Below are 17,898 nucleotides of genomic sequence, written 5' to 3'. Positions count from 1 at the left end.
CCCGCTACACGTTGGCCGGGAGCACGAACGCACCCAGGTGCGGGCCGGGATTGTTGAGCGCCGTGCGCAAAGCCAGCGACAGCGTGGCTCGCGTCTCGTCCGGAAGGATGACGGCGTCCACGAAGCCGCGGGCGGCGGCGTAGCGCGCGTCCAGCTGCTGGTCGTAGTCGGCGCGCACGGCGTCGATCTTGGCCTGCAGTTCGGCGTCCGGCTTCTTGCCTTCCTTCTTGAGCGCGTCAAGCTGCCCGCTGAACAGCGCCACCGCCGCGCTGTCGCCCTCCATCACCCCCATGCGCCCCGTGGGCCAGGTGAAGATGAAGTCGGGGTCGAATCCCTGCCCCGCCATCGCGTAATAACCGGCCCCGGAGGCGTGGTTGATGGTTAGCACCAGCTTGGGCACCGTCGCCGTCGCCATCGCCTCCACGAAGCGCGCGCCGGCCCGGATGATTCCCGAGTGCTCCGCCTGCGTCCCCACCATGAACCCCGACACGTCCTGCACGAACAGAATGGGCGTGCCGTGACGGCTCAGGGTATCGATGAAGAACGCGACCTTGTCCGCCGAGTCCGCGTAGATGATGCCGCCGAACTTGGGCGCGCCGCCGTGCGGATCCTTGAGCATCCCCCGCGCGTTGGCGATGATGCCCACGGGAATGCCGCCGATGCGCGCATGTCCGCAGATCATTTCCGGCGCATGGTCCGCCTGGAACTCGTCCAGTGCGCCGCCGTCCAGAATGCACGCCAGCACCTCGCGGACGTCGTACGGCTGCTTGTGCTCGTTGGGCAGCAGATCGTACAGCTCCGCTTCCGCGCGCGCTGGCGGCTTGGGTTCGGTGATGGGAAGCGCGCACGCCTCGCGTGGCAGCTGCTTTACCAGATCGCGGATCTTGCTGATGCAGGCGCGGTCGTCCGGTGTCCGATAATGGGCCACGCCGCTGATGGCGTTGTGCGTCCACGCGCCGCCCAGCGTCTCGCCATCCACCGTCTGTCCCGTGGCGCCTTTTACCAGGTTGGGCCCGCCGAGACCCATGAACGACGTTCCCTCCACCATCAGGATCACGTCGCTGAGCGCGGGCAGGTAGGCGCCGCCGGCAATGCACGGCCCCATGACCGCTGCGATCTGCGGCACCTTCAGGTAGCGCCGCATGATGCTGTTGTAGTAGAACAGCCGCGACGCGCCGTACTGCCCGGGGAACACGCCGCCCTGGTAGGGCAGGTTTACGCCGGCGCTGTCCACCAGGTAGATGATGGGGACGCGGCAGCGCATGGCGATTTCCTGCGCGCGCAGCATCTTGGTGATCGTTTCCGGCCACCACGAGCCCGCCTTGACCGTCGCGTCGTTGGCGATGACCACCACCTCGCGCCCGCACACGGTGCCGAACCCGGTCACCACGCCCGCCGCGGGCGCCTGCCCCTCGTACTGGTCGTGCGCGACCAGCAGGCCGACTTCCTGAAAGCGGGTGCGCGGATCGATCAGCAGCCCGATGCGCTCGCGCGCGGTGAGCTTGCCGTCGTCGTGCTGCTTCTGGATGCGCTTGGCGCCGCCGCCCTGGCGAAGGCGCGCCTCCAGCTCCCGCAGTTCGGCGGCGAGGACGCGGCCGCGCGACTGCGACGGGGTGGCGTTATCCGTGGGGCTCACGCGGTCCTCGCGGGGACGGGACGGGGAAGCCGTTCGTTCGCTGCGCGCATTCTCTCGCGAATCATCTGGCGGGGGCACGGGGCCTGCCCGCCGTTTCTGTGAAAAGAGGGCCAACTTAGGCAACGTCCCGCCCACACGGCAAGCGCGGGGCGGGACGGTGGAGAAGCAGGCGCGGGCCGGCGGCCCGAACCGCCGGCCGTTCAGCATGCGCCGATGCTCAGCAGGTGCGGCAGGCGCTGATGACACAGGTGCCGCCGTAGCTGACGGGGCAGTAGCGCAGCGTGTCGTTGATCTCGTGCGCCGCGACGGTGCCCTTGACGCCTTCGGCGACGACGGTCGTCTCGAAGCTTTCCACCTTCAGCATCTCGATCTCGAGCTTGGCCATGGTTCCAACTCCTGGTTCGGTATGGTGGCGGGTGAGAACTGGAATCGTACTAAAACGGCGGAAAATGCACAACTCCGGATGATGGCTGGGCAAACTCCGATCCCGCACGGCGGTACAATTCATCGCGGCCCGGCGGGATAGGAAAGGCACAGACCCAGATTACCGGCTTGCGGGGCCGCCGCGGTTTCGGTATCTCTGAGGGCAGCACAATCCTTTTCACCCGGAATCTGAGGATTTTCCAGATGGGAAAGCTGCGCCTGAAGATGGAAGACCTGCAGGTCGAGTCGTTCGATGTACGGCAGGACGCGCCGGCCGAGCGCGGAACCGTGCGCGGCCAGCAGAGCCGCGATGAGGGCTGGTGCGAGGGGACCGACTTTGACCGCTGCCCGCCCAGCTACGAGGCGCCGTGCTACTGGACGGGCGACCCGCGGCAGGACTGCTACCCCGCGTCGCAACTGAACCCCTGCACCGACTACCCGGCCTACTGCTGATTGCGGCCATCGTCCGAGCAATCCGCCTGGCGACGGGTTCGGACGGACGACACGGACGCAGCCACGTCCCGTCCGCATGGCAGGCGCGGATCGGGACGGCGGCGCGGCAATCGCGATCGCCGCGGTAACGGGCGGAACGGCGGATCAGCGAGGCGGCCCCGCGGAGCTTTGCATTCCGCCGATCATGATGGAACGCAATGGCTTGCGGGATCGCTCCGGTGCTCCCGTGCAGCTGACCACGAAATCCTCTCCAAACGGATTCCAAGGCATTCGCAATGGGAAAGCTGCGCCTGAAGATGGAGGACCTGCGGGTGGAAACCTTCCGAGTGCGGCCGGATGCGCCGGGCGGACGCGGAACGGTGCACGGCCAGGAGAGCGGCCGCGAAGGAGGGTGCGCCCAGAGCTACTACGATCTGTGCGAGCCCAGCTATGAGAAGCCGTGCTACTGGACGGGTGATCCCAGGCAGGACTGCTACGCCCCTTCGGCCTTGAACGTCTGCACCGATTACCCGGGCTACTGCTGATCGGAGGCCATCGCCGGGCGCACCCGCCCGGCGGCCATCGGACGGATGATGCGGACGCAGCAACGGCCCGCCGCCTTCATGACGAAGGTGGCGGGCCGTTGGCGTATGCGGCTCACCCACGCGAGAGCGATCCTCGTCCGCTCGGCCGACGCGACGGCGCGCATCGACCGGGGCCGGTGCACGCGTGCGTTGTCCGGTGGCGGAAAAGGCGAAATCTGCGCCCGGGCGCCTACTGGTGGACGGACTCGCGGTCGCGCCCGTGCTCGGCGAACCAGTCGCGGATGTACTCCACCGCCGCGCCCGTGGTGGTCCCCGGCCCGAAGAGCTTGCCGATGCCCTGCTCCCGCAGCGCGGCCATGTCTTCTTCCGGGATGATGCCGCCGCCGGTGATGAGGATGAAGTCGGCGCCTTCATCATCCAGCAGCTTCTTGACGGCCGGAAAGAGCGTCATGTGCGCGCCGGACAGAATGGAGAGCGCCACTACATCCACGTCTTCCTGAATGGCGGCGTTCACCACCATCTCGGGCGTCTGGTGCAGGCCGGTGTAGATGACTTCCATGCCGGCGTCGCGCAGGGCGGCCGCGATCACCTTGGCGCCGCGGTCGTGGCCGTCCAGGCCGGGCTTGGCCACCAGGACCCGGATCTTCCGTTCTGGCATGTCAGATGTGCGTCAGTGAGGATCGTCGTGTACGCTGCGCCGTTTTTTCGGCCGCAGCCGGGGCAAACTAAGGCGTCCCCCGCGGGCGCGGCAAGCGAAACTCCCGCTTTCCGCCGCATCTGCGCTCCGCGAGAGGCGGTTTTGCCACTCGCGTGAACAAATCGGAGCGGGCGGCCGTTCCGCTTTCCCCCTCTGAAAGCCGCCACGGTCCGCACCTCGGGCGGTCGCGGCGGAGAACCTTCCGCGCAGCCGGGGCGAGCGGTTCGCGTCAGCCGCGGTCCGCCGGGGCCAGGATCTCCACGCGGCCCCACGGCTGCACGTCCAGCGGCGTCGCATCCACCACGTCGCCGTTGACGTGCGCTTCTTCCTCCGCCGGACCCGCGCGCGTCACCTGGAACTCGCGGGCGTGGATCACCCGGACGCCGGGCACGTGCAGCTGCGCCGTTCCGGGCAGTTCCACGCCCATCCAGAACGCCGCCAGCCGCGCCCGCGAAACGCCGCTCAGCAGAACGAGTTCGATGCAGTCGTCCGCGGGATTCGCGTCGGGAACCAGGACGTGGCTCCCCGCGAACCGCCGCGTCACCGTCGCCAGCAGCTGCGTGGCGTCGTGCTCGAACGCGCGGCCCTGCCCATCGGTTCCCGTCACGCGCAGCGCGGGAAAGTCGTAGCGCGCCCACTCCCGCACGCCACGCGCGCCGATCGCCAGCAGTCCCAGCGAATGCTTGAGCGACACCGGCGTGCGCCCCATCGCCCGCGCGTCGAACCCCACGCCGGCGCCCAGAATGACGGCGCGGCCGTTCATCCGCCACACCCGGTACGTGCACCGCCGTGCATCTTCTGAAAGCGCCGCGATCGCCCGGCTGAGGCGCTTGGGGATGCCGCACTCCGCCGCGACCACGTTCACCGTCCCCGCGGGGAGGATGGCGATGGGGATGCCGCTATCCACCATTCCCGCCACCGCCTGCCCCACCGTGCCGTCGCCGCCGCACACCCACACCGCGTCCGCGCCGGGCAGGTGCTCGCGGACGAGTTCCGTGGCGTGGTCCTGCCCCAGCGTCATCCGCAGATTCACGGACCAGCCGTGCGCGGCCAACTGGTCGCGCAGCCGCTCGGGATTGGGACGCCGCCACCACTGTCCGGCGGCGGGATTCACGATCAAAAGTGCACGGCGCATCGGGCTCCGGGTAGAGTGTAACGGCCGCGTATCCGCAAACCTCCGGCCCGCGGTCAGCCGGATCGAAGCAGATGATCTCCATCCACACCCTTGCGTGCCCGTTCCGCCGTGCGTAGAATGGAAACCATATGGTTACCAATCGAGACGAGGATATGCTTGACCGGGTTTTCACGGCCTTGGCGGACCCCACGCGGCGGGCGATTCTGGCGCGCCTGTCTTCCGGCGAGGCGACCGTGGGCGAACTGGCCGAGCCGTTCCAGATGTCGCGGCCGGCGGTGAGCAAGCATCTGGACGTGCTGCAGCGCGCCGGGCTGGTGCACCGCGTGGCCGACGGCCGCGTGAACCGCTGCCACCTGGACGGCGAGCCGTTGCGCGACGCGATGCAGTGGATGGAAACGTACCGGACGTTCTGGGAGGGCCAGCTGGATGCCTTGGCCCGCTACTTTGACGCGGAGGATGGCGGATGATGATGCAGACCGCGGATGCGCTGACGCTGCGGGTGGAGCGCGTGGTCCGCGCCAGCCGGGAGCGCGTGTACGCCGCGTGGACCACGCCGGAGATCATCCAGCAGTGGTCCGCGCCTCAGGGGATGACGATCGGCGACGGCGAGATGGACGTGTCGCCGGGCGGACGGTGGCGGGTGGTGATGCTGGAGCCGAACGGAACGCGCCACGAGGCGTTCGGCGTCTACCGGCAGGTGATTCCGCCGGAGAAGCTGGTCTACACGCACCAGTGGCATCACGACGGCGGCACTGCCACCCCGGAAACGACGGTCACCGTGGAATTTGTGGAGGATGGCCCCACGACGCGCGTGGTGCTGACGCAGGAGGGCTTCGGCTCGGCCGCCAGCCGCGACGGTCACGGCGAGGGCTGGGGCAGCACGATGGACCGGCTGGTTGAACTCTTTCAATGGGAGGCAGCATGAGCACCCTTTCCGCCATCCGCCAGCAGGCGGTGTCCACGCACCGTGTCGTCAACCTCAACACGGACGGCGTTTCGCACGCGCAGAGTCTGATCGCCCCGAAACCGGCGGGCAACTCGGCCAACTGGGTGCTGGGCCACCTGCTCTGCGTGTACAACGACGTGCTGGGCCTGCTGGGCGCGGCGCGCGTGATGGAGCGCGACGCACTGAAGCCGTACGCCCGCGGCTCCGCGCCGCTGGAGGAAAAGGACGCACTTCCGCTCGACAGCCTCGTCGATGGCTGGAACCGGGCGTGCGCGGAGTTCGACGCGGCGCTGGCGTCGATCCCTGAAACGCGGCTGGCGGAACCCGTGCCGAACAGCCCGACGAACAACCCGGACGAGACCGTCGGGTCGCTGCTCGTCACCGTCATGTTCCACCAGGCGTACCACGCGGGGCAGTTGGGCCTGCTGCGCCGCGTCGCGGGCCACGCCGGCGCCATCGCCTGACATCGGCAGAAACGCAGAAGCCTCACGCAGAGCAGCAGAGAAAAGGACAGGAGAAACGGATGCGATCCGTTCCCCTGTCCTTGTCTCTTTTTCTTTCTCTGCGTCTCTGCGGCTCTGCGTGAGGCCCTTCTGTTATTCGTGCATCATGGGCCCGGGCGACTCCACGCGCTCCAGTTCCGGAATGCGCCACGTGGCGAGCAGCGTGAGTACGCCGAGAATCGCCGTGCCCCAGAATACGACGTGCAGGCTGTCAGACAGGCCGGCGCGCAGCAGGTTCAGCACGTCGGGCGTCAGATGGACGGTGCCCGGCGCGGACTCCGACATCAGGTCCTGAATGCTGTCCAGCGACACGCGGTCCTGCAGCCCCTCGCGGCGCAGGTAGCGGCTCATCAACAGGTTGAGGATGCCGCCGAAGAGGGCTGCGCCCAGCGCGTTGCCCAGAATGCGCATGAGCATGTTGGCCGCCGTGGCCACGCCGCGCTGGTTCCACGGCACGCTCGCCTGAATGGCGATGATGGCGGTCAAACTCAGCAGGCCCAGCCCGATTCCCGTCACGAACGAGCCCACGCCCGCGGCCACCGGACCCGTGGACGCGAACAGGGCGATGATCACCGTTCCCGCCAGCACCGACGCGCCGCCCGCGCGCACCATGGGCCGCACGCCCACGGTGACGATGCGCTTGCCGGCCAGCATGGCGGAAAGCGGCCAGCCCAGCGTCATCGCGGAAAGCGCAAATCCCGCCACCAGCGCGCTTCCGCCCAGCACGCCCTGCACGTACGTGGGCAGAAAGGTGATCAGCCCGATCATCATGATTCCCGACCAGAGCGTGGCCAGGTTGGCGTTGCGGAAGAGCGCGCTGCTCCACAGTTCCATGTGCATCAGCGGGTCCGCCGCGCGCCGCTCCTGCCGCACGAACAGGACGAACGCGATCGCCGAAACCGCGAACAGCGCCGCCGTGGTCGTGGCGGGCCACGTGCTGGCCTCGGTAAGCCCCAGCATCAGCGTGCCGACCGCGGCCAGCAGCAGCCCCGCGCCCGCGTAGTCCACGCTGCTCTTCTTGCGCTCCAGCCCCTCGTGCAGGTACAGCATCACCAGCACGATGGCGGCGATGCCGAAGGGAACGTTGATCCAGAAAATCCACTTCCAGCCGATGCTGTGCACGATCAGCCCGCCGGCCAGCGGTCCCAGGATGGACGAAATTCCCCACACGCCCGAGATGTAGCCCTGCACGCGGCCGCGCTCCTCCAGCGAGTACAGGTCGCCGGCCAGCGTGCTGGTCATGGGCTGCACGGCGCCGGCGCCCAGCCCCTGGATGAAGCGGAAAAGAACGAGCATTCCCATGGAGTTGGCGAGGCCGCACAGCACCGATCCCGCCAGGAACACGACGACGCCCAGGATGAACACCGGCTTGCGGCCCACGATGTCGGCCAGCTTGCCGAAGATGGGGATCGCCACCGCCTGCATGAGCAGAAACGACGAAAAAACCCAGCTGTAAAGAGAGAAACCGCCCAGTTCGGCCGCGATGCTGGGCATGGCGGTGGCGATGATGGTGCCCTCGATGGCGGCCATGAACATTGCCAGCAGCAGGGCGAAAAAGACGAGCGAACGATGAGTGGTGGCTTCCTTCACGCGGAACTCTGGAGTGGAGTGGAACAACGCGCGTCGCCGCCCCGACATCCGGAGCGGCGACCTGCGGCAGCGCCCGTGCACTCCCCGTACCGCGTCGCCAGCATCCCGCCCCGACGAGCGTTCTGCCTCACACTCTCGGCGCTGATCGAGGAACGCTCCCCCGCCGCATCAACCCGCTTCCCCCGTTCTTTCGCACTAACGCACTAACGCACCCAGCACTCACGCACTTTCTTCCCGTCACACGGGCGCGAGCGGAACGTGCGGGCCCGCGGGCGGCTCCACACGGATCGCGTCACCCGCGCGCACGTCCCCGCCCCGCACCACGACCGACATGATCCCCGACTTGCGGATCACGCGGCCGTGCGCGTCCCGCCCCAGCACCGCCGCCATCAGCCCCGGCTGAAAGCGGTCGATCTGTACGCACGGGGTGCGCAGGCCCGTGACCTCCACCACGGCCTCATCGCCCAGGTGCAGCCGCGTTCCCGTCCCCAGCGACAGCAGGTCGATGCCGCGCGTGGTGACGTTCTCGCCCATGTCTCCCGCACCCACGGAAAAGCCGGCCGCACGCAGTTCCTGGTGCAGTTCCGCGTGCATCAGGTGCACCTGCCGCAGGTTGGGCGCCTGGGGGCGGCGGCGCGCGTCGTACCGGTGCTTCACCGTCGCACCCATGTGCGCGTCGCCTTCCACGCCCATCCCCGCCACGAGCCGGATCCACAACTCGTTGCCCTTGCTGAACGTATGCCGCCCGCTCCGGCTCACCGCCTCCACCATCCCGCTCATCCACCGCTCCTTCTGCTCAGAACGTCCTGCCCGGAGCCGATCGCAATCCCGATCACCATCGCTCGGCGCGGCGTCAGATTCAATGCCCGAAGCATTCGGCCTGCGTTCGCCGCCAACTGCCAACAAATGACGCTTGACATCTGCAATCTACCGGACTACCATGGCGGGAGGGAGGCAGATCAGTTCCGGTCATAACCTTCAGGAGGACTGCACATGATCGGCACGTCGAGAATTCGGGCGCTCGCAGTTCGCGTGGTGCTTACCGCCGTGTGCCTGGGGTGCGCGGGGTTCTGGACGCCCAACGTGCAGACGGCAACCGCGCAGAACGTGAGAAGGTGCTCGAACACCGGCTGCGTGGGCATAGACAGGTGCTACTTCAACGCCGGAATCAGCTGTTCGATGACGAACCTGAGTTGCACCAACACCGGCTGCTGAGAGTCCGGACCGGAAACGTACCTCAACCACGGAGCTGTCGATGGCGCACATCCCAAGGTCCCTGCTGCTCAAACTCGTTCTCACGCTGGTTGCGCTGGCCGCCGCGACTCATCTGGGAATCCTGGGCGGAGTTCCCGACGCCCAAGCGCAGACGTGTGCAAATACCGAGTGTCACGGATGGCAGATGTGCCGCTACATGCCCCGCGTGAATTGCGCGCTGTTTTCAAGGGACGGGGGCTGCACGGCAGGGCGTTGCCCGTAGCGGCACAACACTTTTCACGCCCTGAATCATGCCTGTCTTGCAAAGAAAAGCAGGGCCGCTGCTGATCCTTCTGTTCGTGTGCGCGGGAGGGCTCGCGGTGCACACGGCGGCCCGCCGGCTTCCAGCGCCGGAAGGCTACACGGATCCCGCGCTTTCTCTGCCCGATGTCTTTCACGGCCGGGAACAGCCCCGGCTTACGGTCCCCGGCGTACCGGACGAGAGCGTGTTCGGGCTGGTGGGTGACGTGGCGATGGCCAGGGATGGCCGCACATTCGTGCTTGATGTGCTCAATCATCACGTCGGCGTCTTCTCAGCGTCAGGTGAGCGGTCCGCGCTTCTCGGCGGGCGCGGCGGGGGCCCGGGCGAGTTCATGGGCCCCGTCGCCCTGGCGTGGGATGACGCGGGAACCGGTTTGTACGTGCTGGATGAACGGCGTCAGGGAATCGATGTCTTCGATCCGGCGGACGGCACCTGGCGGCGAACCATCCCGCTGGACTTCCATGCCGCAGACCTGTGCTACATCTCCGGGCGGCTCTACGTCCTGGGTGGGCGGAAGGGCTTTCTGCTGCATGAAGTGTCCTCGGGGGATGGACGCGTCCTCCGCTCGTTCGCGCCGGACGCCGCTTCCGAAGACATCCTGCTCCGCGGATACCGCGCCAGCGGCTATCTGGGCTGCAGGGCCGCGGGGGAGATCGCGTTCCTGCCTTCCCTTCGCCCGGAAGTGCTGCGGTTCTCAGCCGTGACAGGCGCGTTGATCGGCACCGCGCCAATCCCCGGGTACCGGCCCGTCCGCGTGCGTCCCACGGCCGATGGCGGAATGCGTTTCGACGTCCCCGGCGGAGGCGGACACGACTACGGGAGCGCCGTCGTTCCGCTGGGCTCGGGCGACTGGCTGGTCCAGGTGGGCCGGCTCAAGAAGGGAACGAACAGCCAGCACGAATTCGATTCGGTTCGATCCTACCTGCTCTCCCGTGGCGACGGCCGCATCCGGCCATTGGAAGTGCGTCTTCCGCGTGTCATGGCGGCGGCTCCGGACCGCTTCTCCATCGTGGAAACCAGCCCCTTTCCGGCGGTCAGCAAGGTGCCCGCCTCGCTTGAGGAACTGTTACGATGAGATTCCCTCGCCTGCGATCCGACGAGTTCCAACGCGGGCTGACCCGTGCGGGAACAGCGGTGTGGCTGTTCACGGGCCTCGCTCTGCTCGCTGTGACGATCCGTGCACAATGGGCATCTCCCGCCCCGGCACCCGCGGCCGTCGCGGCGGCACTCGCCCCCATCAGCGCGGAATCCGCGCGGCGAGTGTATCAGCCATCCACTTCCCTCGCGTCCGGCGAGGAGATTATTCTGGTCTTCATCGGCGCGAGCTTCTGCAACGCGCAGAAGCGGGCGGGCTTTCCCACGGTCGTGGAGACCGCCAAGGTACGGCTGCAGGCCCACGCAAACGCGAGCGGGCTGCGGTTTCGCGCCATCGGTGTCGCCCTGGACTGGCGCACCGCGGACGGACTCGCGTTCCTGGCGAGATTCGGCGAGTTCGACGAAGTCATGTCGGGCGGGAACTGGACCAGTGACGCAGCTACCAAGTACATCTGGCGGGACATTCCAGGCGATGCAGATGTCCCGCAGATGCTGGTGCTGCGGCGCACGGTACAGACGGACCAGGCGATCCGGATCGGGGAAGATCAAGTCGTAAAGCGGCTCCGCGGAGTGAACGACATCGAGGCATGGGTCGCTTCCGGCGCCGCGTTGTAGAAACGCGCGGCATCCGACGGTTCAAAAAGGGGGACCCTGGCCGGGTCCCCCTTTGTCGATCATCAGACGTTTGTTGAGTTCTCCATCCAGGATGGACCAAGAGAAGCAGATCCACATCGCCCGCTCCTTCATCACCGGTTGTCGACCAACCACCTGGCGTCACAGCGAGCGATGTGCCTGCGGTGGCGTCAGGTGATGCTGCCGCCCTGCATGACCAGGACCCATCCCCCCGGCGTCTTCAGCAGCCACGCGCTCCACAGGCCCGCGTTGCCCGCGGGCGCCTCGTCCGCGCCGCGAGGATAGCGCGAATCAAACCGCAGGTCCACCCGGGCAAACGGGCCCAGCACCATCGGCCGCGACACGCGGATGCGGGTGCCGGGCTCCCGTTGCGGAAGCGCCGCGAGTTCCGCGGCGGAGAGCAGCCGCACGCGCGCACCCCAGCGGCGCGCCACTTCTGGCGGCAGGCTGTCGCGCCGCAGCAGCGCGGGGATGGGACCTTCCCCGCGCGCGGTGACCCACGCGCGCGCGGTCTTGCCGTCCACATCCGGCCAGGGCTGCGCAGCGTCGATCTGGATGGCGAGTACCCGGTCCACCAGCACCTCGGCGGTCGCGGAATCGGCGGGAACCGCGTCGCGGAACAGCATGGGCAGCTGCCGCATCCCGAGCGCGCGGTCGGCAACCGACGCCGACTGCACCATCTGCGCGATCTGCGCGGGGGTGTGGATCGCCTCATCCATCCCCACCAGCATCGTGCCGAAGACCAGCCGGGCCGAGTCGGACTCCGCCGCGGCGAGCCGGGCGTGCAGTTCATCCACAATCCGCCGTCCGGTGAGCACCTGCTGAAAGCGCACCGTGGTGCGGTGCGCGGCGTCCCACCGCACTCCCGGACGAGGCAGGGTGGGGTTGGCCGCGGCATAGGCCGGGTTGCGCCCGTCCATCCATTCCAGCCACGCGCGCCAGTCCGCCCCCGGCTCCGGTATCGGTGCATGGGCCGCCGCCTCCCACGTCGCGGCCACCCCGCGCACCGCCATCACCGCATACGCCAGATACGGGTTCGCCGGACCCTCGCGCAGAACCACGGGGCCCCAGCGCGCCGGATCGAACGCCAGCCGCGCGATCAGGCCCAGCGCCCGCAGCCGGGGCTCGCGCGCCTGATCGTATTGCGCCATCAGCAGCTCGCATGCGGCGCGCGTGCACGACCACCGCGTGGAATCCGGCTGCACCGCCGGCGGATCGGTCAGCAGGCCCTGGCGCGGGTCCTCGTACATGGGGTCCAGGTCGATGCCGAACGCGAACGCCAGCCCCGGATCGTTCATGAAGGGGAGAAGGATCTGCAGTTCGGCCGCGTTCACCGGGGGGCGATTGCCGGTGTAGAATCCCTCCACCACATGGCGGACGTAGTAGGCGGTGTCCCCCGCCAGCAGCGCGAGTTGCGCCATCTCCTCCTGCTTCTCCTCGCCCACATGCCAGCCCAGCGCGAGGAGTGCCGCACTCCGGGCGCCGGGGTCGCGTGCGGAGTTCCAGGCGGCGATGAGCGAATCGCGCAGCACCGTGTCGCCTTTGGACAGCCTCTCCTCGATTTCCCCATCGGCAAAGCGGAGCATGCCGCCGCTGTTGTGCCGCCTCGCGGCATCCATCGCCTCCTGCTCGCGCCGGGCGAGACTCGCGGAATCGTACAGCATCCACGCGCGGGTGCGCTCGTAGCGCGCCGGGGTACGGAACCGGCGGCCGTCCGGGTAGCGCAGGGTAGCCTCGCCCGCGTACCGCGCCGTGTCCGCGCGCTGGCGGAAAAGGCCGAGTGCGGGATCGTACAGATGGCGGCCGCGGACAATTCCGTCCGCGACGCGCTCCACCCCCACGGAATCCGCCAGCGTGCGTTCCATGCGGATCCAGCGCTCCTCGTAGCGCACCGCCGCGCTGTCCCGCACGATCCACATCCTGCGCCCCTGCACCATCGTGTCGCGAACGATGATGCTGACGCGTTCGCCCCGCAGCGACTGCGCGTACGGGCCCGCCACCGCGTGCAGATCCACCGGGTCGGTCCACCGCAGCCCGGCCCTGGGCGCGCCCGCGGGAAGCGACGGCACCAGGTCCCACAGCCGCGCGGCGGGAAGGATCAGTTGTCCACCCTCCATGACGCTCCACCCGATCGCCGTCACGGAATCGAGCGCGGACTCACCGGGCGACCCGCGGTACTCGACAGGGGCATCGATGCGGACGAGCCGGCCGCGCGCGTCATGTGTGACCGACGCGGCGGTATCCATGTGGATCAGCAGCGTCCGCTCTCCGCGCGCGCCGTCGCGGCGGACGGAATCGATGGCGATCTGCGTCTGCTCGCCCCCGCCGCGCGCGAACGCGGCCTGCTGGCGCCCGTGCATCCACCGGTGCGAGCCGCTCACCACCATGGTCCACCCCGCAGGCCGCGCTTCCTGGGCGGCGGCGAGGGGTGCGAGGGTACATGCCGCGAGCAGGGCGGCGGCAAACGGGAGGTACGCGCGGCGCGGGGTGATCGTGTTCATGCAAGAACGCGGTGGCGTAATGGGATGGCGCGAAGGAAGCAACGGATGGATCACGGGCCTGGCTTTCCGATCAACGTCCCAGCGGGGAAATCACGAACGGCCCGCCCGCACCCGCATCCCGCGCGGGAGGCGGGGTGCCGGAAGCGGCTTCCGCGCAGGCGGCTGCTCATTCGGAGATGTGCGGCATGCACGCAAAAAGGTTGCGTCTCATTCGCGGATGCTGCACCTTCGTCTGTTGCAGCTACGGCCACACCTTTACTCGGGACACCGGGCTCCTTCCGCGAAGTCATCTGCTTCCGGTCCAGCTCCCGCCCTGCTGGCGGATCACGAGTTCCCATCCTCGCCCTGAGGGCGACCCCATGGACCCAGCGTTGATGACCTTTCAGCAGCACAACGGCTCCGGCCGCCGGAGCGCACGATGATCGCGCCCGAGACCGGCGGCCGCGACATCATCGTCATCGGCGCGTCCGCGGGCGGGGTCGAGGCCGTTCGCGAGATCGCCGCGCGCCTTCCGGCCGACCTTCCCGCGGCGGTCTTTGTCGTCCTCCACTCGTCCCCCAACAGCCGCGGCCTGCTGGCCTCGCTGCTGAACCGCGCCGGCCCGCTTGACGCGTTCATGGCGGAAGACGGAGCGTCGGTTCTTCATGGACAGATTCACGTCGCTCCGCCGGGCCAGCACCTGCTGCTGCGCCCGGGGCACGTGCACCTGTCGCGCGGGCCGCGGGAGAACTGCGCGCGGCCCGCGGTGAACCCCCTGTTCCGGACAGCGGCGGCCAGCTACGGCGACCGCGTGATCGGCGTGGTGCTCACCGGGAACCTGGATGACGGGACAGCGGGGCTGCTGGCGATTGCGGACGCGGGCGGCGTGACCGTGGTGCAGGATCCGGAAGACGCAATGTACGCGGGAATGCCCCGCAGCGCGGTAGAAAACGTGCGGGTGGACCACGTGGTTCCCCTCGCGGAAATCCCCGCCCTGCTGGAGCGGCTGGTCCGCGAGCCGCGTACGAACACGGTGCCTCCCCGAGCTTCGCACGTCCCCCCGGAGCATGGGGAAGACGGGATGCGGTGGCTGGGGAGCTACGCCCAGCCCGGCCGCGCGGCGGGGTTGTCGTGCCCGGAATGCGACGGTCCGCTGTGGGAGGTTCGCGATAGTGACCTGCTGGAGTTCGGCTGTCTGATCGGCCACCGGTTCTCTCCCGAAACGCTGGCGCAGGCCTCGGCCGTGGCGCTGGAAGAAACGCTGAGCGTGTCGCTGCGGGCGCTGGAGGAACGTGTGCGGATGGCGGAGCGGCTGGCGGAAAACGCGCGGGAGCGGGGCCAGAACCCCATCCGCGCCGACCGCCGTCTGCGCGAGGCGGAACGGGCCCGGCGCATCGCCGCCCAGATGCGCGGATTGATCGAGACGAGCCCCGCCACCGAAGCCGACGCCGCGGACTGAGTTCCAGCTGTGGCGGGATCTGGATGATGGACTGCGGCGGAGCGCCTGGTGTGCTCCGCCGCGGTTTTTTTGTGGCCCGCTGTCTCCCTCGCGCGAGATGCTCATCTTCGTCCCCAAGATGAACAGCCGTTCGTAAACAAGCTCGCCAGGTGCGCTGTTCCGAAAAAGCTGTTCACCAGCGTTCCGGACCCTCCATCAGACAAGATCCAGATCGTACCGCTGCTCGGCGACATCAACTCCCCAGACGGGGCCGGGCTTCTGCTCGGCGAGCCGGAACCCCTCCGCAAGGTACAGGCGGATCGCGGAATGCAGCGAATCCACCGTCCACAGTACGATGCGGCGGTACCCCGCCACGCGGCTGAACGCGATCGCGTCCCGCAGCAGCGTGCGGCCCAGCCCGGCGCCGCGCGCGTCGGGATGCACCACGAACCACCGCAGTTGCGCCGTCTCCTCGTCCGCGCGCACGATGGCGATGCACCCCGCCAGCCGGCCGGCGCGTTCCGCGATCCACACCCGCTCGCGATCGGAGCGGGCGAGAAAGAACTCGGCGAGCGGACGCGCCACCAGCGCCTCCATCCCCGGATCGAACCCCAGGCCGCCCGCGTACACCGTCCCGTGCAGGGCGATGATCCCGCCCAGGTCCCCCGGCCGCACCTCGGTCCGCACCGTCATGGCGAACCCGTCCTGATCGTTCATCCGCATCGCCATGGTCGCGAAGTGAAACGCCACCCATCCAGAACACGCCGTGGGTGAGCGCGGGAGAACGCGAGACCTCCGCGACGGCCGATAGCCTGCGCTCTACCATGCAGTTGAAGCCCCGAACGGCGCCTGTGGGCGACGTGTCGGGGCTTACCGCTGTTCGAGCGGCGGATTCATTCGCTCAAGATCATTCGCTCAGGGCCATTCTCCGCCCGACGACCGGACCCTCCGCCGCACCCCAACCCTCCCCCAGTCTTTTTTGGGGGAGGGTGGGCCGGTGGTGCCGGCCCGGGTGGGGGCCGCCCTGAAGCGATGCTCCCATCAGCGAAACGTTCCCCACGGATCGCCCCCTGGGCCGGCCCCGGAAGCGGTGTCCGGGCCGGACGCGTCCATGCGCATGGGCGGAAGATCGGGCTCGGGGATGATGCGGAACGTGGCGGCAACTGCCGCGGCGGCGAGCACCGCCACCGTCAGCAGCCGCGACGGTTCCGCCGGGTTCCATCCGCCCAGCAGCGCGGCCGCCGCCGCGGAAAGCTGGCACGCGAGCGCGACCACCGTCTGCGGCATGGAGCCCGTGCGCCGCGACTCCTGGCAGGCTTCCAGGGCGTTGGAACCCGCCACGAACAGCAATATCAGCACGATGATCCCCACCACCACGGCCACCCACAGCAGGTACGGACCCGCCTCGATCAGCATTTCCGTGTAGCGCGAACCCGGGTCCGCGAACAGGCCGGACGGCGACTTGCCCGCCCGGATCGCGGTGTGCGCGTTCCAGATCCCCAGCCACGCCAGCACGCCCAGCACCGCGGGAATCATGGTGAACAGCGCGACACCGTACTCACCCAATCCGCCACGGAAAACCGCGACGAGCGGAGCGGCCAGCAGCAGGCCGAACATGATGTAGGTCAGCGTCATCCGCGTGGCGGTGGGCGTGGAGTGTTCCTGGGATGGATGGACCGCGACACATCGGAACGGGCCGCGGCGGAGGGGCGGCGGCGGGGATCAGCTCGCCGCAACTTCTTCCCGCAGCAGCGCATGCAGGAGCTGATCGACCACCACGCCGTCCTTGATGGCACTCTGCCGCATGCGCCCCTCCAGCCGGTACCCGGCTTTCTCAAGCACGCGCGACGATGCGCCGTTCCAGTCGAACGGGACCGCGAACAGGCGCCGCAGCTGCGGATCGGCGTCGAACAGCGCACGGCTGAAAGCCGCCACGACCGTCGTCATCAGCCCGCGCCCCCAGAACGGCGCGCCGAGCCAGTAGCCGATCTCCGCGGAAATCCGTTCCACGTCATCGTGCGGAACATAGCTGATGCCGCCCGCCGCGTCTCCATCCACCTCGATGGCGAACGACGTGGCCGGCTGCTGCCCGCACACCGCGCCCAGGTACGATTCCGCATCCGCCCGCGAGTACGGGTGCGGAAAGCGGTCGCGCAAATTGAGCCACACGCGCCGGTCGTTTGCGTGCAGCGCCAGCGACTCCGCATCCGATTCACGCCACGCGCGAACGATGCAGACGCCCAGGTCCAGGTGGATCGCCATCGACGGAAAGCAGGGATGCGGAACGAAGGATGGAGCGAATTGCCACCGGGAGATGGTAAGCCGTGCCTCCGTGTGGAAGCAAGCGCCCCGTGAAGTCTTCAGCGCAGAAGACGGACCCGAACACACGGAACCCGCCATCGCCAGCCGAGCCGGCGATGGCGGGTCCATCCGCGCGGCCTCAGCCGTCGGTCTCGTTCGCGAGCTGGCGGATTACGGCGATCTCGATGCACGCGCAGAACAGCGCGAACGCCGCGCCGGGAAGCGAGCGGCGCCGGTCGAAGGCGCCGCGGCGCGAGCCCTCGGCCATCATCACCGTGTCCATGACTTCGCTGGCCAAGCGCGCGTACATCCACGGGCGCACGTCCGCCGCGCCGGCCAGCCCCGCCCCGACCACCAAGTCCCGCACGCCGAGCGCCTGCGCCAGTCGCGGACGGTCCCGGAACCCGGAAAGGTGCGCCACCAGACGCGGCGCGGCCAGGGACGCCACGGCAAACCCGAGGCTTCCCCACCCCAGAAGTCGCGCAATCGGCACGGGATTCATCATCATTCCTCGTTCGGGAGAACGCC

The 17,898-nt window shown here is 68.6% G+C and carries 20 protein-coding genes; 9 read left to right on the top strand and 11 right to left on the bottom strand.

Annotated features, from left to right (window positions below):
* Positions 1-4: 4 nt before the first annotated feature.
* Positions 5-1,636 (bottom strand): carboxyl transferase domain-containing protein, encoded by a 1,632-nt coding sequence (locus HNQ61_RS05055; protein WP_205761919.1) that lies wholly within the window; start codon positions 1,634-1,636, stop codon positions 5-7.
* Positions 1,637-1,853: 217 nt separating this feature from the next.
* Entirely contained in the window at positions 1,854-2,021 is a 168-nt protein-coding gene (locus HNQ61_RS05050; protein ID WP_170037728.1) for a hypothetical protein, read from the bottom strand.
* A 242-nt stretch (positions 2,022-2,263) separates the two neighbouring features.
* Between HNQ61_RS05050 and HNQ61_RS05045 the strand changes: the two genes are divergently transcribed.
* Both HNQ61_RS05045 and HNQ61_RS05040 read left to right on the top strand, forming a co-directional pair.
* Positions 2,264-2,512, top strand: a complete 249-nt coding sequence (locus tag HNQ61_RS05045; RefSeq protein WP_170037730.1) for a hypothetical protein — start codon at positions 2,264-2,266, stop codon at positions 2,510-2,512.
* A gap of 275 nt (positions 2,513-2,787) precedes the next feature.
* Complete coding sequence (locus HNQ61_RS05040) at positions 2,788-3,036, top strand: hypothetical protein (protein WP_170037733.1); 249 nt, start codon at positions 2,788-2,790, stop codon at positions 3,034-3,036.
* A 229-nt stretch (positions 3,037-3,265) separates the two neighbouring features.
* Here HNQ61_RS05040 and HNQ61_RS05035 read toward each other — a convergent pair whose 3' ends face one another.
* Both HNQ61_RS05035 and HNQ61_RS05030 read right to left on the bottom strand, forming a co-directional pair.
* Positions 3,266-3,694, bottom strand: a complete 429-nt coding sequence (locus tag HNQ61_RS05035; RefSeq protein WP_170037735.1) for a cobalamin B12-binding domain-containing protein — start codon at positions 3,692-3,694, stop codon at positions 3,266-3,268.
* A gap of 268 nt (positions 3,695-3,962) precedes the next feature.
* Positions 3,963-4,868, bottom strand: a complete 906-nt coding sequence (locus tag HNQ61_RS05030; protein ID WP_170037737.1) for a diacylglycerol/lipid kinase family protein — start codon at positions 4,866-4,868, stop codon at positions 3,963-3,965.
* A 152-nt stretch (positions 4,869-5,020) separates the two neighbouring features.
* Here HNQ61_RS05030 and HNQ61_RS05025 point away from each other — a divergent pair, with 152 nt between their 5' ends.
* The 3 genes from HNQ61_RS05025 to HNQ61_RS05015 are packed head-to-tail and all read left to right on the top strand — an operon-like array spanning position 5,021 to position 6,278.
* A complete protein-coding gene (locus HNQ61_RS05025; RefSeq protein WP_205761921.1) occupies positions 5,021-5,335 on the top strand; it encodes an ArsR/SmtB family transcription factor in 315 nt (104 codons plus the stop codon).
* A complete protein-coding gene (locus HNQ61_RS05020) occupies positions 5,332-5,793 on the top strand; it encodes an SRPBCC family protein (RefSeq protein WP_170037741.1) in 462 nt (153 codons plus the stop codon). Before HNQ61_RS05025 ends, HNQ61_RS05020 begins: the two co-directional genes overlap by 4 nt.
* Positions 5,790-6,278, top strand: coding sequence for a DinB family protein (locus HNQ61_RS05015; RefSeq protein ID WP_170037743.1), 489 nt, complete (start codon positions 5,790-5,792; stop codon positions 6,276-6,278). Before HNQ61_RS05020 ends, HNQ61_RS05015 begins: the two co-directional genes overlap by 4 nt.
* 132 nt (positions 6,279-6,410) lie before the next feature.
* Here the strand turns inward: HNQ61_RS05015 and HNQ61_RS05010 are convergent, their stop codons facing one another.
* Positions 6,411-7,907, bottom strand: coding sequence for an MFS transporter (locus HNQ61_RS05010; RefSeq protein WP_170037745.1), 1,497 nt, complete (start codon positions 7,905-7,907; stop codon positions 6,411-6,413).
* Between the two features lie 237 nt (positions 7,908-8,144).
* On the bottom strand, positions 8,145-8,687 hold the full coding sequence (locus HNQ61_RS05005; protein ID WP_170037747.1) for an MOSC domain-containing protein: 543 nt from the start codon (positions 8,685-8,687) through the stop codon (positions 8,145-8,147).
* A gap of 213 nt (positions 8,688-8,900) precedes the next feature.
* Here HNQ61_RS05005 and HNQ61_RS05000 point away from each other — a divergent pair, with 213 nt between their 5' ends.
* From HNQ61_RS05000 to HNQ61_RS04990, 3 genes are all read left to right on the top strand, one after another.
* Positions 8,901-9,122 carry a hypothetical protein gene (locus HNQ61_RS05000; protein ID WP_170037749.1) on the top strand — a complete coding sequence of 74 codons (222 nt, stop codon included), beginning with the start codon at positions 8,901-8,903 and terminating at the stop codon, positions 9,120-9,122.
* Between the two features lie 299 nt (positions 9,123-9,421).
* Positions 9,422-10,498, top strand: coding sequence for a 6-bladed beta-propeller (locus tag HNQ61_RS04995; RefSeq protein ID WP_184430707.1), 1,077 nt, complete (start codon positions 9,422-9,424; stop codon positions 10,496-10,498).
* Positions 10,499-10,557: 59 nt separating this feature from the next.
* The gene (locus HNQ61_RS04990; protein ID WP_170037753.1) at positions 10,558-11,133 is read left to right on the top strand and encodes a hypothetical protein; all 576 of its coding nucleotides are present in this window, start codon (positions 10,558-10,560) and stop codon (positions 11,131-11,133) included.
* 188 nt (positions 11,134-11,321) lie between these two features.
* On the opposite strand, the gene HNQ61_RS29155 is transcribed toward HNQ61_RS04990, so the two are convergent.
* Entirely contained in the window at positions 11,322-13,652 is a 2,331-nt protein-coding gene (locus HNQ61_RS29155) for a hypothetical protein (RefSeq protein ID WP_170037755.1), read from the bottom strand.
* A gap of 418 nt (positions 13,653-14,070) precedes the next feature.
* Between HNQ61_RS29155 and HNQ61_RS04980 the strand changes: the two genes are divergently transcribed.
* Positions 14,071-15,090: a chemotaxis protein CheB gene (locus HNQ61_RS04980; RefSeq protein ID WP_183685525.1), complete on the top strand. Its 1,020-nt coding sequence runs from the start codon at positions 14,071-14,073 to the stop codon at positions 15,088-15,090.
* Positions 15,091-15,285: 195 nt separating this feature from the next.
* On the opposite strand, the gene HNQ61_RS04975 is transcribed toward HNQ61_RS04980, so the two are convergent.
* The 4 genes from HNQ61_RS04975 to HNQ61_RS04960 form a co-directional block, all read right to left on the bottom strand.
* Entirely contained in the window at positions 15,286-15,819 is a 534-nt protein-coding gene (locus HNQ61_RS04975; RefSeq protein WP_170037761.1) for a GNAT family N-acetyltransferase, read from the bottom strand.
* Between the two features lie 291 nt (positions 15,820-16,110).
* Positions 16,111-16,704, bottom strand: a complete 594-nt coding sequence (locus HNQ61_RS04970) for an Asp23/Gls24 family envelope stress response protein (RefSeq protein ID WP_170037763.1) — start codon at positions 16,702-16,704, stop codon at positions 16,111-16,113.
* Between the two features lie 87 nt (positions 16,705-16,791).
* Complete coding sequence (locus HNQ61_RS04965) at positions 16,792-17,331, bottom strand: GNAT family N-acetyltransferase (RefSeq protein ID WP_170037765.1); 540 nt, start codon at positions 17,329-17,331, stop codon at positions 16,792-16,794.
* 178 nt (positions 17,332-17,509) lie between these two features.
* Complete coding sequence (locus HNQ61_RS04960; RefSeq protein ID WP_184430706.1) at positions 17,510-17,875, bottom strand: hypothetical protein; 366 nt, start codon at positions 17,873-17,875, stop codon at positions 17,510-17,512.
* Positions 17,876-17,898: the final 23 nt, after the last annotated feature.

This window comes from Longimicrobium terrae (assembly GCF_014202995.1).
In the GTDB taxonomy this organism is placed as follows: domain Bacteria; phylum Gemmatimonadota; class Gemmatimonadetes; order Longimicrobiales; family Longimicrobiaceae; genus Longimicrobium; species Longimicrobium terrae.
The sequence above is the reverse complement of the archived record's forward strand: the minus strand, read 5'-3'. Positions and strand labels throughout refer to the sequence as shown.